The sequence below is a fragment of the Streptomyces sp. NPDC093094 genome, assembly GCF_044754345.1.
Classification (GTDB): domain Bacteria; phylum Actinomycetota; class Actinomycetes; order Streptomycetales; family Streptomycetaceae; genus Streptomyces.
In genome coordinates, this window is sequence record NZ_JBIVOX010000027.1 from 60,100 (window position 1) to 73,404 (window position 13,305).

Consider the following 13,305-nt stretch of genomic DNA (forward strand, 5'->3'; position numbering starts at 1 on the left):
CGGTCACGGACGGAAGCGGAGGCACGGACCATGAGCGTCGACCCGCCGGACACCGCCGAGCGAACGCTGCGCAGCAGGGAGTTCGCCGTCCTGTACGCGCAGGTCCAGCAGTTCTACGGGGACCAGATGCGGATCCTGGACGCGCACGGCACCGAGCGCTGGACCGGCACCTTCACCGACGACGCCGTCCTCGTGCCGCCCTCCCCGTCCGAGCCGGTGCGGGCCCGCGCCGGGGTGGTCCGTTACCTGCGCGCGGGTGCGGAGCGGCTGCGGCGGACCGGCGGCCGTCCCGCCCACTGGGTCGGCATGCTCGACGTACGGCCCCAGGAGGACGGGTCGCTGCACACCCGCTGCTCCGCGCTGGTGTACGCGACGCCGGGCGCAGGCGGTTCCCCCGTCCTGTACGTGTGTGTCATGGAGGACGTCCTGGTCCGCACCCGTGGCACCTGGCGCACCGCGTACCGCCGGGTGGTCCGCGACGACCTGCGGTGAGCGGGCGGGCCCCGGTGCCGCGGCACCGGGGCCCGCTGCACGGGTGCCGTCTCAGGCGGCCGAGGGCGATGCCTCCACGGGGCGGGTGTGCTCCCGTGCCCGTCCGGTGCGGCGGAGCACGATCGAGTCGGCGATCTCGCCGCTGCGGACCGCGAGGTTCGACAGCAGGGCCGACGTCAGGCCGTGGCTGTGCTCGGTGCCGCCCTGGAGGTAGACGCCGCAGGTCAGGTCCGACGCGGTGACGAGGCGGTAGTCGCGTTCCACCCGGTGTCTGCCGTCCGCGTCGCGCGCGAAGTACCGGTCGAAGTCGTGGAGCAGGTGGGCCGGGTCCAGCTGGTCGTAGCCGGTGGCGAACACCAGTGCGTCGACGGCCAGTTCCTCCGTCCGGTCGTCGAGCAGCGAGCGCAGGCCGACCGTCGTCTCGTCCCCGGAGCGCTTGACCTCGGTGACCCGGGTGAGGTTGCGGAAGTGCAGCCGCCGGGTGCCGCGGACGTCCTCGTCGTACGTGCGCTGGTACAGGTCCCGGATGACGTCGGCGTCGACCACCGAGTAGTTGGTGTTGCGGTGGTAGCGCCAGAACGCGTCGCGGCCCTGTCCGGTGCCGAAGTAGTACGCGTCGACGGCGGCGGGGTCGAACACCTGGTTGGCGAAGGGGGTGTCGTCGGCGACCGAGTAGCCGTAGGAGGGGATGACCGCCGAGACCTGGGCGTGCGGCAGCGAGCTGTGGAGGAACTGGGTGATCTCGGCCGCGCTCTGGCCGGCGCCGACGACCGCCACGCTCCTGAGGTCCTGCGGGGCCACCGTGTGGAACCTGCTCAGGAACTCCGAGCTGTGCCACACCCGTTCGTCGGCCGTCACGTCCTTCGGCAGGCGCGGGACCAGGCCCGTCGAGAGGGCCACGTTGCGTGCGGCGACCACTTTGGTGGCGCCGTCGGCGGTGCGCGCCTCGATCTCCAGGAGGTCGGGCGTGAGGGTGTCGCCGCCGCGGAGGGGGCGGATCGAGGTGACCTCGGCGCCGTAGGTGACCCGGTCGCTGAATCCGGCGGCCGCCCACTCCAGGTACTGGTGGAACTCCTGCCGGGTCGGGTAGAAGTCCTGGCTGTTCACGAACTGCACCAGCCGGTCCGAGGCGTGCAGGTACGAGGTGAAACTGAACCGGGACATCGGATTCCTGAAGGTCGCCAGGTCCTTGAGGAACGAGATCTGCATGGTCGTCGACGGGAGCAGCATGTTCCGGTGCCAGCCGAACGTGGGCTGCCGCTCGAAGAAGTGGGCTTCGACCGGATGCTGCGGAACGCTCGCCCCGTGCTCCTCCAAGGCGATCGCGAGCGACAGATTGGACGGTCCGAAGCCGATACCGACCACGTCGTAGATCTCTTGGTTGCGCGTACCCGCTATGCCCATAGAAATTTCTCCCGCTGACGTCTGGAAAACTCGGCCGGTGGCCCGAGAGACCGTTCCGCAATGCTGCTCCGGAGGTCGGCTCGAAAGCAACCGGAGGACGGCTGGAGGGACACTGGAGAGCCTTCCGACGTGCTTGATGTCCGGAAGCGTTGTCCTGCCGACGGGACGGGCAGTACGGTCGGCGCGGATTTTCGGAATCCCCGTGTGGCGCGGCCGGCGGTGTACGCGGTCGGAGGGATGCGATCAGTCATGCCCTGAGACAGCCATGTCCTGAGTCAATTGCTGAGAGGGTGAATCCGCATGTTCGTTCCCAAGTTTTATCGCGAACCGGACGACGGGTGGATGACGGACCTGATCCGTGGTAATCCGCTGGCGCTCGCGGTGACCAATGGCAGCCCCGAGGAAGGTCCGTTCGCCACGCATCTGCCGGTCATCTTCGAACCCGGCATGTCCGGGGGACTGCCGGGGACCACGCTGCTCGGTCACATGAACCGGGAGAATCCGCACTGGGCGGCACTGGAGACGGGAAGCGTCCTCCTGCTGACGTTCACCGGTCCGCATTCCTATGTGTCGCCCACGGTGTACGAGAAGACCCCGGCCGCCCCGACCTGGAATTTCACCTCGGTGCATGTGCGGGGGGTGGTGGAGAAGATCGACTCGATGGACGAGACGCTGGACGTGGTGCAGTCCACCGTGCGCGCCTTCGAGGGGGCGTTCGGCGACGGCTGGGACATGACCGAGTCGCTCGACTACTTCCGCAGGATCGCGCCCGGGGTCGGCGCCTTCCGGTTCACGGTGACCGGCGCCGAGGGCATGTTCAAGCTCAGCCAGGAACAGCCGGACGATGTGCGCGACCGGGTGCAGAAGCGGTTCGGGGAGAGCGAGTGCGCGTACCAGCGCGAGGTCGCCGGGCTGATAGGCCGGCTGCCGTGACGGACCGGCCGCCCCGGCGCGGGGGGCTCAGGCGCTGATGGCCACGGGCCGGGGCCGCTCGGCGAGGAGCTCGGGGCGCGCGTTGTCCTCGCCGACGCCCGCGGCCTGCGCGGCCAGGCCCTTGAGGGCCTTGAGTTCACAGATCTCCCGCTGCTCCTCCAGCGTGCCGAGGTCCTCCAGAGCGGTCGCGGCCGCGCTGTCCAGCGTGGCCATCACCCACTGCTCGAAGTCGACGCCCAGCTGCTCCGCGGCCTTGTGCCACCACTGCAGACGGCTGCCGGGCACCTCCAGGCGACGGCTCGGCTCGGCGGCGGCGTGCGGCGGCTGCTGCTCGCCCTGGCGTGCGGCGCGGATGGCGCCGCGCAGCTGCTTGGTGGTCCACTGCCCCTCTTCGGCGCGGTCCAGCCAGCGGTCCTGTTCCTCGACGGGCATGGAGGCCAGCTCGGCGTGGTGCTGGAAGCTCAGGGCGGGCCGGCGCCGGGTGTGGCCGAAACGCCGTGAGACCCAGGCGTAGTTGCGCAGGGTCTGGTACGAGAGTCCGGCGGCGCGTATCCCGCGCTGGTACCGGTCGGCGTAGTGGTCCTTGCCGTAGACGAGCCAGTCGCCCAGCCACCAGGAGGACGAGTCGAGGACCTCGGCGAGCTGGCGTCCGGCCCGCTCCCACTCGTCGTAGGCCAGCGCCGCCGGCATCTGCAGGCCCACCCTGGTCGTCAGCACCTGGGCACGGCGCGGTACGGCCCCGGCGGTGCGCGGACCGCGGGGCGGGGACTGAGGGAGAGCGGTCGTCGAGCCGCTACGCGACCCCGAGGATTGACTGGCCTGACGCGCCATCACGCCTCCAGGAGATGGGTGCACACAACCGGCGAGAAGTGTCGCCGGGCGGGCTGGAGCGGTAGTGGAACGGCTGTCCGGTAACAGCCGTACGGCATGGCGCCGATCGTCCCGTCGACGGGACGGCACAGAGGGAGGGATCTGTGACGGGGCTTCGACTTGTCACGGCCGGCGGCACCCCGGGACCTGCGGGCAGACGGCGGGCCACGGTGCCCGTGGACGTGCTGCTGGACGCCGACTCCCCGCGGATCGACGGCGAGAGCAGCGAGCGGATCCAGACACTGGCCAAGCTGGAGGAGCCGCTGCCGCCGATCCTGGTGCACCGCGCGACGATGCGGGTCGTCGACGGGATGCACCGGCTCAGGGCCGCGCGGCTGCGCGGCGACGACACCATCGACGTGGAGTTCTTCGAAGGCGGGGAGGTGGACGCCTTCGCCCTGTCCGTGTGGCTCAACATCACCCACGGGCTGCCGCTGTCGCAGGCCGACCGGACGGCCGCGGCCCAGCGGCTCCTGGCGGCACGCCCCTCCTGGTCGGACCGGCGGATCGCCGCCGGCACCGGGCTCTCGGCCGGCACCGTCGCCGCCGTCCGGCGCCGTTCGACCGGCCAGAGCGAACAGTTGAACACGCGCGTGGGCCGGGACGGCCGGGTCCGGCCGCTCCGGGCGACCGAGGGGCGGCTGCGGGCGAGCCGGGTGATCGCCGCCAACCCCGGGGCGTCGCTGCGGGAGATCGCCGCGCAGGCGGGCATCGCCACGGCCACCGCCAAGGACGTACGGGACCGCATACGGCAGGGGCGGGATCCCCTGCCGTCCGGGAGAGCGCCGGCGAGGACCGCCGCGCCCCCGCCCGGAGCCGGGGCCGTGTCGGGGGCCGGGGCCGTGTCGGGGGCCGCGCCGGGGGGCCTCCTCGCGCAGCCGGCCGCCGGCCGGGCGGCGGCACGTACCTCCGCGGTCGCCCTCGGGCTGCTCCTGCCGAGCATGCGCAAGGACCCGTCCCTGCGCACGGAGGCCGGCCGGACGCTGCTGCGGATGCTGAGCGTCCACTCGATCGGCGACGAGACGACATGGCTCCGGCTCGCGCGGAGCGTGCCCGCACACCGCGCGGACGCCGTCGCGCAGGCCGCGCGCCGCTGCGCCGACCACTGGCTGCGCCTCGCCAACGAGCTGGAGGCCCGCCGGACCCGGCGGACGTGACCCGTACCGCCGTCGGGTGTCCGGGACGGCCGGACCGCCGCCGGCCCCGCCGTGCGCCGGGTCTCACGCCGTGGCTTCCTCCGGGCCGGTGCCGTCGTCCGGTACGACCACGGTGCCGGTGCCGGTGAAGATCTGGAGCAGGAGGGAGTGCCGGATCCGGCCGTCGATGATGCGGGCGCTGCGCACCCCGTTGTTCACGGCGTGCAGGCAGCCCTCCATCTTGGGGATCATCCCGGAGGCCAGTGCGGGCAGCAGCGCGGTCAGTTCGCGGGCGGTCAGGCGGGGGATCACCTCGTCGCTGTGCGGCCAGTTCGCGTAGAGGCCCTCGACGTCGGTCAGGATCAGCAGCATCTCGGCGCGCAGCGCGGCGGCGACGGCCGCGGCCGCGGTGTCGGCGTTGACGTTGAACACCCCGCCCGCCGCGGCGTCCTTGGGGTCCTCGGCCCGGGCGACGGAGGAGATGACGGGGATACGGCCGTCGTCGAGGAGGGCCCGCACGGCCCCGGTGTCGACCCGGACGATCTCGCCGACGCGGCCGATGTCCACGGACCTGCCGTCGGCCGACGCGTAGCGCTTGACGGCGGTCATCAGGCGGGCGTCCTCCCCGGTCATGCCCACCGCGTGCGCGCCGTGCCCGTTGAGCAGTCCGACGAGTTCGCGCTGCACCTGCCCGGCGAGGACCATGCGGACGACGTCCATGGTCTCGTCGGTGGTGACGCGCAGGCCGCCCGTGAACCGGGAGGCCAGGCCGAGGCGCCGCAGCTGTGTGTCGATCTGCGGGCCGCCGCCGTGCACCACGACGGGGCGCAGGCCCGCGTGCCGCAGGAAGAGGACGTCCTTGGCGAAGGACGCCTTCAGGTCCTCGTCGACCATGGCGTTGCCGCCGAACTTGATGACGACGGTCCTGCCGTGGTGGCGCGCGATCCAGGGCAGCGCCTCGACGAGGGCCTCGGCCTTGGGCCGGGCCGGGTGCGTGCCGCGGCGGCCGGGGCCGGACGGCCGGGAGGCCGGCGGAGGAGGGGCTGACGGAGGGGGCGGGGCAGCGGTCATGAAGGATGCTCACTGTTCTCGTGGACGTGGTCGTCGGTGAGGTCGTCGGTCCGGACGGCGGCGGACTCCGTGCCCGTGGGAGGGAAGGCCGGAGGGGGAGGGCCGGCGGGACCGCGGCACGGTCGTGAGCCCTCCCGGTCGGCAGTCATGCCGTTGTAACGCGGCCGGGGTCCGGCCATCAATGGAACAAGTCATGAACATGACAAATCGAAAGCCGGGTGCGGCCCCCGGACGCGCGGCCCGCCGGCGCCGTGGCCCGCACCCCGGGACGTCCGGTGGCGGTGCGGGCCGGCGTCGCGGTGTCGCGGCCGGGGGAGAGGCGTGGCCGTGGACCGACTCAGCCCCGGGCGGAGGACGTGCCGCAGTACTCGGCGTTCAGGAGGGGGAGGATGCCGCTGCCGTCCCAGTCGCCGTTGTAGTTGAACGTGAACTGGTGGCGGCCGTCCTCGGTGAGCGTGGCCAGGGTGATCCAGCCCACCATGCCGCCGTCGTGGTACCAGAGGGTCGTGCCGCAGGGCATCGTGAGCCGCTCGATGCCGAGCCCGTAGGACGAGCCCGGGGCATCGGGGTTGTCGACGGTCGTCTTCATCTCCTGGAGCTGGCGCGGCGGCAGCAGCCTCCCGCCCATCAGGGCCCTGTAGAACCGGTTCAGGTCGCCCGCGCTGGAGACGATGTCGCCGTCGCCCCAGCCCTGCGAGGCGTTCATCTCGGTGACGTCGTCGATCCGGTCGGGCTGCGAGCCGTGGAAGAGCTTGGAGTAGGCGCGGCTGCTCGGCTGGGGCAGCCGGCTGCTGCTGCCGGGGGTGGAGGTCGCCTTGAGGCCCAGGGGTTCGATGATGCGCAGCCGTACCTCGTCCTCGTACGACCGGCCGCCTGCCTGCTCGACGATCAGCGCGGCCAGGATGTCGTTGGTGTGGGAGAACGCGTGCCGGGCACCGGGCGCGAACAGCGGCGCGTGCGAGAGGGCCACGTCCAGGCGCTGCCCGGGCGTCACGGTGTCGTGGCGGTGCCGGAGGAAGCCGTCGCCCAGGACGTAGGTCCGGACGTACGGCTCGTCGGCGAGGTAGTCGTACAGGCCGCTGGTGTGGTTCAGCAGCTGCCGTACGGTGATCGTGCTCCCGTCGTTGCCGTTGCCCGTCACCAGGCCCGGCAGATGCTGCTCCACGGTGTCGTCGAGACCGAGCCTGCCCTCCGCCTCCATCTGGAGGAGGACCGTCGCCACGAAGGTGTTGGTGATGCTGCCGACACGGAACCGGTCGGCCTTGCGGCGCGGCACACCCGTCTCCCGGTTGCCCACGCCCGATGCCGACTGCCAGACCCCGTCCGCGTCCCGGGCCTCGGCGGCGATGCCGGGGACCCCGGCCGCGACGGCCGCGTCCATCGCGCTCTGCGTCGCCCGGTGGCCGGTCGCCGTGTCCTGCGACGCCTGGGCCGGTCCCGTCAGGGCGGTGGCCGCGAGCGCCACCGCCGCCAGACCGACCACGCCCGCTCCCGGTCTCTTCCGTAACGTCATTGCCCCGCTCCTGAAAGTCGTCCCTACTTGGCCGACGCCGTACTTGCGCGGCCCGTCGGCGGCACAGTAGGGGACCTGTCCCGGGCGCGGGTAGCCTGCGCAGTTGGCACGCGGACGACGGCGCGGTGACCGGGCGCCCCGGCTACGCCCCCCGGGGCGTGCCCGCCGCGGCGGACGCGGCGCGGGCCGTCAGCACGTTCGCCGCGTCGAGGGCCGTGGTCGCGTCCTGCGCGATCCGGCGCAGCAGCGGCCCGGGATCGTCCTGGAAGTAGAAGTGACCGCCGTCGAAGACACGCAGGCCCAGAAAACGTTCGGCATGCTCTTCCCAGCCGGCCATCCGCGCCGGTGAGCAGGCGTGGTCCTCGCGCCCCGCGTAGGCGGACAGCGCCACGGGCAGCGGCGCGGCGCCGGGGGCCGGGGGCCGCCAGCTCTCCACCACGCGCAGGTCGGCCCGGATGACCGGCTCGAACAGGGCCCACAGCTCGGGGTCGTCGAAGACCTCGCCTGGTGTGCCGCCGAGCAGCCTCAGACGGGTCCGCAGCTCGGCGTCGGGCAGGTCGTGGCACCAGCCGCCCTCTTCCGGCGGCCGGGGTGCGGACCGTGCGGAGACACCGATCCAGACCGGCAGCGGCAGCCCTCGGGCGGCGGCCTGCCGGGTGATCTCGTACGCCAGCAGGGCGCCCATGCTGTGCCCGAACAGGGCGTAGGGGCGGTCCGGTTCGGGCTCGATGCCGCGCAGCAGGAAACCGGCGAGGCGGGCGGCGTCCGTGATCGGCGGCAGGTCGAGAAGGAGACCGTGCCCCGGGGCGTCGAGCAGCCGCACGTCCCATGTGTCCGGCAGTCCGGCCGGCCAGTCGCGGTACGGCAGGTGCGAGCCGCCCGCGTGATGCAGGACGAAAAAGCGCAGGCCGGGACGGGTGCTGTCCATCGCTCTCCCTCGGGTCGGGCCCTTCGGCGGGCCACGGAAACGGTGACCCGCCGACAGGGCGCGGGCACGGGAGGGGAGCCGCCGGCAGTGCGGCGGCTCTTGAGCGGTCCCCGGGAGGTGCGGCGCGGACAGGGCCGTCCACGGGCCACAGGCAGCCGACATCGTGGCACAGCCGCCCCTCGGGGTACAGAGGATCCGGGCGGGGCGCAGGTCCGGCGGACGGCCGGCAGGCCGGTGGGCCCGCTGCCGTTGTGACGCCGGTGACCGATTCCCTACGGTGACGTGGCGACGCCGGGGTGCCGCCGATGCCGGACGTCCTGTCGACCGGATGTCCTGTCGACCGGACGACGCCGCCGGCCGGCAGGCCCGCGCCCGGTGCCCTCTCGCGCCGGGCCCGGCGGCCCCTTCTCCCTAGTCACCCCATGACGGTTAAGGACGGTGCCTGTTGAGCACGAACCCCTTCGACGACCAGGACGGCCGCTTCTACGTCGTAGTCAACGACGAGGACCAGCACTCCCTGTGGCCGGTGTTCGCCGATGTGCCCGCGGGCTGGCGGGTGGTCTTCGGCGAGGCGGCCAGGGCCGACTGCGTGCAGTACGTCGAGCAGAACTGGACCGATCTGCGCCCCAGGAGCCTGCGCGAGGCCATGGCGGCGGACTGAGCACACCCCGGAAAGACACTTCGAGTTGGGAGATGACGCCTGTGACGGGTGCTGTGAGGACCGCGACCAGACTCGGGCCGAGGCCGGCGGGAGCCGGCGGCGGGCCCGCGCAGCGCGATGTGTTCCTGCCCTTCGTGGGGACACCGGCCAAGGTGCAGAAGTCGGGGATGGTCTTCCCGCAGAACCTGCCGGAGCGGTCCTGGGAGCAGATCGGCACCAGCCTGCGCGAACTCGTGAACTCCTCGGCGTGGTGGCTCGCCGACTGGCTGATCTACGGGGAGACCACCTACGGGTGGCGCCGCTACAAGGAGGCGATCGAGCGGACGGGGCTCGACTACCAGACCCTGCGCAACTACGCGTGGGTGGCCCGGCGGTTCGAGCACCACCGCAGGCGGGACAGCCTCAGCTTCGCCCACCACGCCGAGGTGACCCGTCTGTCGCCGCCGGAGCAGGACTACTGGCTGCGCAAGGCCGAGCAGCAGAAGTGGTCCCGCAACGAACTCCGCAGGTCCGTCCGGGCCGGCCTGGCCGTGCAGAGCGAACGGGCCGAGATCTCCCCGGTCAGCGGCGACGAGCAGCAGGAGGCACTCCGGTTGGCCGAGCCGCCGGCCGCCGGGGAGCGCCGGCAGCAGGTCGTCTCGCTCACGATCCAACTGTCCGCCGAGCAACTGGAGTACTACTCGAAAACGGCTGCCGCGCACGGTCTGCCCGTCGACAAGTGGGTGACCCGGACGCTCGACACCGCCGACCGGCACACCACTCAGGCCCGCAGCGCCTAGTGCTGTGACCGGAAAGGTTCACCGGCTCGCGACGCCCGGCACGGCCCTCCCCCAGCCTCCGGCCGGGGGCACCCCCACGCCGCGTTGTCGCATCACCCGAGTACATCCAGTACGCGGGCGATGCTCCGCCTTGCGATGCTCCCCCACTGCCCGAAAGGCGTGGGGGTACCCCCGGCACCGGACGCCGCGAGCCTTCCGGCAAACCTTTCCGGTCACAGCACCAGACCCTCGGCGCCCGGGCCCGCACCGCCCGGACGTGCACCGTCCGAAGGCGCCGGCACGGTCCTTCCCCGCGGTGCCGGCGGCTCGTCCGACCGGACACCTCTCACATCGGAGCCAGTTGATGATCCTCCAGGGAAAACGGGTCGCCCTGCCCCCGCACCCCGTGGTCCACCGGCAGTTCGAGGCGCACGCGCGGGCCGCTCCCGACGCCGTCGCCGTCGTCCGGGCCGGCCGGCAGGTGACGTACGCGGAGCTGGACGCCAGGGCCAACCGGTTCGCACACTTCCTCGCCGCGCGCGGACACGGACGCGGCGCGAAGGTCGGCATCTGCCTCGACTACTCGGTCGACATGCTCGTCGCCGTCCTCGGCACACTGAAGGCGGGCGCGGCCTACATACCGTTCGACCCGGCCTACCCGGCGGCGCGGCTGCGGCTGCTGCTGGGCCAGGTGCCCGGGCTCGCCCTGATCGTGGCCTCCGGGGCGACGGCCGGGATGGTCGGGTCGGCGGACGTCGAGGTCGTCGACCTCGACCGGCTGTCCGGCCGCCTGGCGGACCTCCCGGCGACCGCACCCGACGTCCCCGTCACCGGCGACGACATCTGCTACGCCGTCTTCACGTCCGGGTCGACCGGCACGCCGAAGCTGACCGCCGTACGCCACGAGGGCTGGTTCAACCTGCTGAACTGGCTGAAGGACGAGTACGGTCTGCACCGCGGGTCGCACCACCTGGTCGTCAGCGCGTTCGGCTTCGACCTGTCCCAGCGCGCCCTGATGACCCCGCTGTTCTGCGGCGCCACCCAGCACCTCATGGCGAGCCGCAACTTCGACGCCATGATGGCCTACCGCATCCTGGACGAGCACGGGATACGCGTGGTGCACTGCGCCTCCAGCACGCTGTACCTGCTCGTGGACTGGGAGACCGCACGGGGCGGTGACGCGCTCGCCCGCCTCGACTACGTGCTGTTCGGCGGGGAGCCGCTGAAGCCCGGGCGGATCATCGACTGGGCGCGGCGCGAGGACAACAGGTGCACCCTCCTGCACCAGTACGGCGTCGCCGAGTGCACGGACGTCGCCACGTCGTACGACCTCGCCGGGTACCGGCCCGGCGAACAGGACGCCGTACCGGTCGGCAGACCCGCCCACAACACCGACATCCACCTCCTCGACGAGCAGCTGCGCGGTGTCGCGGCGGGGGAGCGGGGCGAGATCTGCATCGCCGGGGCGAGTGTCGGCGCGGGTTACCTCGGCACCGGACCCGAGAACGAGAAGTTCACGACGATCACGGTCGGCGGAGAGCCCCGCAGGGTGTACCGCACGGGCGACCGCGGCTATGTGAACGAGGCCGGCGAACTCGTCGTCCTCGGACGGATCGACGCGCAGGTGAAGGTGCGGGGCATGCGCATCGACCCCGCCGACGTCGAGCGCGCGCTCGCCCGGCTGGAGGGAGTGCGGGAGGCCGCCGTGGCGGTCGCCCACCCGGACTCCGGCGAGGCCGAGCTGGTCGCGTTCGTCGTCGCGGCGCAGGACGGGCCCGCCGAGGACGTCTGGCGCACCCGCCTGCTGGAGACACTGCCGCGGAACATGGTCCCGGCCAGGTTCGTGGACGTCCCGCGGCTCCCGCTGAGCCCGCACGGGAAGGTCGACCGCGCGGCGCTGGCCGACGCCCTGCGCGACCGCCGCACCGGCAGCGGCACGGCGGCATGACCGGCGGCCCCCCGACGACGGACGAGAGGACTGTGATGATCGCCGACCGCGTGCACGCCATCTGGTGCCGGGAGTTCCAGCTCGACGACATACCCCGCGACAGCGACTTCTTCGCCCTGGGCGGCCAGTCGGTGATCATGGCCAGGATCCAGCGCGCCTACCTCGACGAACTGGACGTCGAGGTCCCGATGGACCAGATGTTCCTCAACCCGACGGTCGCGTCGATCTCCGCGCACATCGCGTCCCTGGGCGCGGTGCCCCGGCAGCCGTGAACGGTGCTCGAAGAATCTATTCGGTAAGAGAGGCGCCATGTACGACGTGATTGTCATCGGTGCCCGCTGCGCGGGTTCGCCGACGGCCATGCTCTTCGCGCGGCAGGGATACCGCGTCCTGCTTCTGGAGAAAGCGCGCTTCCCGCAGGACACGCTGTCCTCGCACTACATCCACATGCAGGGCGTGGCCCTGCTCGCCCGGTGGGGGCTGCTCGACAGGCTCCGCGACGCGGGCTGCCGCCCGATCACCCGCCAGAGCTACGAGGGGCCCGGGGTCCGCATCGAGGGCTTCTCCCTGCCGGTCGACGGCCTGCGCACCACGTACGCGCCGAGGCGGTACGTGCTCGACCCGCTCCTCGCCCAGGGCGCCGTGGAGGCCGGCGTGGAGTTCCGGGAGGGCTGCGCGGTCAACGGGCTGCTGTTCGAGGACGACCGGGTCGTCGGGGTGCGGTACACCACGCCCGGCGGCGGCGAGGCGACGGACCGGGCACGCCTCGTCGTCGGCGCGGACGGCATGCGGTCGCTGGTGGCCCGCAAGGCCGGCGCGCAGAACGTGATCGAGCATCCGCGGATGACCACCACCTACTACAGCTACTGGGCCGACGTCCCCTCGCACTTCGAGCTGTACGAGCGGCCGGGACGCTGGATCGGGGTCATCCCCACCAACGACGACCTCACGCTGATCATGTCCTACTTCCCGCAGGACGAGTACCACCAGGTCCGCAAGGACGCGGAACCCGCCTACCTGGAAGCCTTCCGCACGACGGCGCCCGAGCTGTACGAGCGGATGCGGGCGGGCCGGCGCGTGGAGCAGCTGTACGGCACGGGCCATCAGGAGAACTACTTCCGCAAGGCGTACGGGCCCGGATGGGCGCTGGTCGGCGACGCGGTGAACCACAAGGACTCCATCACCGCCCGCGGCATCACCGAGGCGTTCGTCCAGGCCCAGTCGCTCACCCGGCACATCGGGGAGGGGCTGCACGACGACGCCGCGCTGGAGAAGGCGCTGCGCCGCTACGAGAACGACCTGGGCGGTGAAGCGCTCAGCCACTACCAGGGCGCGCTCAACGTGGCCGAGCTCAAGCCCCAGGGGCGCACCGAGATGCTGCGCAAGCTGGTCGGCCACCAGGAGCACATCGACCGGTACTTCTCGACGCTGTCGGGGGCGTGCTCCATCGACGACTTCTACAACGACGAACTCCTGACCCTGCTCGACCAGAGCTGAGCCCCGCCCCGCCCGCCCCGGACCGGGCCCCGCCCCGCCCACCCCGGACCGGGCCCCGACGCGCCCGGCCGGACCGGGCGACGGGCTGCCCGCC

Annotated in this window: 13 protein-coding genes; 8 read left to right on the plus strand and 5 right to left on the minus strand. The window is 72.4% G+C overall.

Annotation, left to right across the window (positions count from 1 at the left end; all coding sequences use genetic code 11):
- The first annotated feature begins 30 nt into the window (after positions 1-30).
- Positions 31-492 (plus strand): nuclear transport factor 2 family protein, encoded by a 462-nt coding sequence (locus ACIQGV_RS36255; protein WP_402502864.1) that lies wholly within the window; start codon positions 31-33, stop codon positions 490-492.
- Between the two features lie 51 nt (positions 493-543).
- Here ACIQGV_RS36255 and ACIQGV_RS36260 read toward each other — a convergent pair whose 3' ends face one another.
- Complete coding sequence (locus tag ACIQGV_RS36260) at positions 544-1,896, minus strand: lysine N(6)-hydroxylase/L-ornithine N(5)-oxygenase family protein (RefSeq protein ID WP_402502866.1); 1,353 nt, start codon at positions 1,894-1,896, stop codon at positions 544-546.
- A gap of 300 nt (positions 1,897-2,196) precedes the next feature.
- Here ACIQGV_RS36260 and ACIQGV_RS36265 point away from each other — a divergent pair, with 300 nt between their 5' ends.
- Positions 2,197-2,829: an FMN-binding negative transcriptional regulator gene (locus ACIQGV_RS36265; RefSeq protein ID WP_402502869.1), complete on the plus strand. Its 633-nt coding sequence runs from the start codon at positions 2,197-2,199 to the stop codon at positions 2,827-2,829.
- A gap of 27 nt (positions 2,830-2,856) precedes the next feature.
- On the opposite strand, the gene ACIQGV_RS36270 is transcribed toward ACIQGV_RS36265, so the two are convergent.
- Entirely contained in the window at positions 2,857-3,546 is a 690-nt protein-coding gene (locus ACIQGV_RS36270; protein ID WP_402502870.1) for an LmbU family transcriptional regulator, read from the minus strand.
- Positions 3,547-3,803: 257 nt separating this feature from the next.
- Between ACIQGV_RS36270 and ACIQGV_RS36275 the strand changes: the two genes are divergently transcribed.
- On the plus strand, positions 3,804-4,856 hold the full coding sequence (locus ACIQGV_RS36275) for a ParB/RepB/Spo0J family partition protein (RefSeq protein WP_402502873.1): 1,053 nt from the start codon (positions 3,804-3,806) through the stop codon (positions 4,854-4,856).
- Between the two features lie 63 nt (positions 4,857-4,919).
- Here the strand turns inward: ACIQGV_RS36275 and argB are convergent, their stop codons facing one another.
- The 3 genes from argB to ACIQGV_RS36290 all read right to left on the minus strand — a co-directional run bounded on the left by argB (position 4,920) and on the right by ACIQGV_RS36290 (position 8,347).
- Positions 4,920-5,906: an acetylglutamate kinase gene (argB, locus tag ACIQGV_RS36280; RefSeq protein ID WP_402502875.1), complete on the minus strand. Its 987-nt coding sequence runs from the start codon at positions 5,904-5,906 to the stop codon at positions 4,920-4,922.
- A 337-nt stretch (positions 5,907-6,243) separates the two neighbouring features.
- A complete protein-coding gene (locus tag ACIQGV_RS36285; RefSeq protein ID WP_402502878.1) occupies positions 6,244-7,419 on the minus strand; it encodes a serine hydrolase domain-containing protein in 1,176 nt (391 codons plus the stop codon).
- Between the two features lie 142 nt (positions 7,420-7,561).
- Positions 7,562-8,347, minus strand: a complete 786-nt coding sequence (locus ACIQGV_RS36290; RefSeq protein ID WP_402502880.1) for a thioesterase II family protein — start codon at positions 8,345-8,347, stop codon at positions 7,562-7,564.
- A 445-nt stretch (positions 8,348-8,792) separates the two neighbouring features.
- Here ACIQGV_RS36290 and ACIQGV_RS36295 point away from each other — a divergent pair, with 445 nt between their 5' ends.
- The 5 genes from ACIQGV_RS36295 (at position 8,793) to ACIQGV_RS36315 (ending at position 13,211) form a co-directional block, all read left to right on the plus strand.
- Positions 8,793-9,008, plus strand: coding sequence for an MbtH family protein (locus tag ACIQGV_RS36295; RefSeq protein WP_402502882.1), 216 nt, complete (start codon positions 8,793-8,795; stop codon positions 9,006-9,008).
- Between the two features lie 32 nt (positions 9,009-9,040).
- Positions 9,041-9,787, plus strand: coding sequence for an LmbU family transcriptional regulator (locus ACIQGV_RS36300; RefSeq protein WP_402502884.1), 747 nt, complete (start codon positions 9,041-9,043; stop codon positions 9,785-9,787).
- 343 nt (positions 9,788-10,130) lie between these two features.
- The gene (locus ACIQGV_RS36305) at positions 10,131-11,714 is read left to right on the plus strand and encodes an amino acid adenylation domain-containing protein (RefSeq protein WP_402502886.1); all 1,584 of its coding nucleotides are present in this window, start codon (positions 10,131-10,133) and stop codon (positions 11,712-11,714) included.
- Positions 11,715-11,749: 35 nt separating this feature from the next.
- Positions 11,750-11,986, plus strand: a complete 237-nt coding sequence (locus ACIQGV_RS36310; RefSeq protein ID WP_402502887.1) for an acyl carrier protein — start codon at positions 11,750-11,752, stop codon at positions 11,984-11,986.
- A 37-nt stretch (positions 11,987-12,023) separates the two neighbouring features.
- A complete protein-coding gene (locus tag ACIQGV_RS36315; protein ID WP_402502889.1) occupies positions 12,024-13,211 on the plus strand; it encodes an NAD(P)/FAD-dependent oxidoreductase in 1,188 nt (395 codons plus the stop codon).
- The last annotated feature ends 94 nt before the right edge of the window (positions 13,212-13,305 follow it).

Excerpts from the sequence above, each read along its gene's own strand:
- ACIQGV_RS36255 (WP_402502864.1), top strand. The coding sequence starts at position 31 with ATGAGCGTCGACCCGCCGGACACCGCCGAGCGAACGCTGCGCAGCAGG.
- ACIQGV_RS36260 (WP_402502866.1), bottom strand. The coding sequence starts at position 1,896 with ATGGGCATAGCGGGTACGCGCAACCAAGAGATCTACGACGTGGTCGGT.
- ACIQGV_RS36265 (WP_402502869.1), top strand. The coding sequence starts at position 2,197 with ATGTTCGTTCCCAAGTTTTATCGCGAACCGGACGACGGGTGGATGACG.
- argB (WP_402502875.1), bottom strand. The coding sequence starts at position 5,906 with ATGACCGCTGCCCCGCCCCCTCCGTCAGCCCCTCCTCCGCCGGCCTCC.
- ACIQGV_RS36285 (WP_402502878.1), bottom strand. The coding sequence starts at position 7,419 with ATGACGTTACGGAAGAGACCGGGAGCGGGCGTGGTCGGTCTGGCGGCG.
- ACIQGV_RS36290 (WP_402502880.1), bottom strand. The coding sequence starts at position 8,347 with ATGGACAGCACCCGTCCCGGCCTGCGCTTTTTCGTCCTGCATCACGCG.
- ACIQGV_RS36300 (WP_402502884.1), top strand. The coding sequence starts at position 9,041 with ATGACGCCTGTGACGGGTGCTGTGAGGACCGCGACCAGACTCGGGCCG.
- ACIQGV_RS36305 (WP_402502886.1), top strand. The coding sequence starts at position 10,131 with ATGATCCTCCAGGGAAAACGGGTCGCCCTGCCCCCGCACCCCGTGGTC.
- ACIQGV_RS36310 (WP_402502887.1), top strand. The coding sequence starts at position 11,750 with ATGATCGCCGACCGCGTGCACGCCATCTGGTGCCGGGAGTTCCAGCTC.
- ACIQGV_RS36315 (WP_402502889.1), top strand. The coding sequence starts at position 12,024 with ATGTACGACGTGATTGTCATCGGTGCCCGCTGCGCGGGTTCGCCGACG.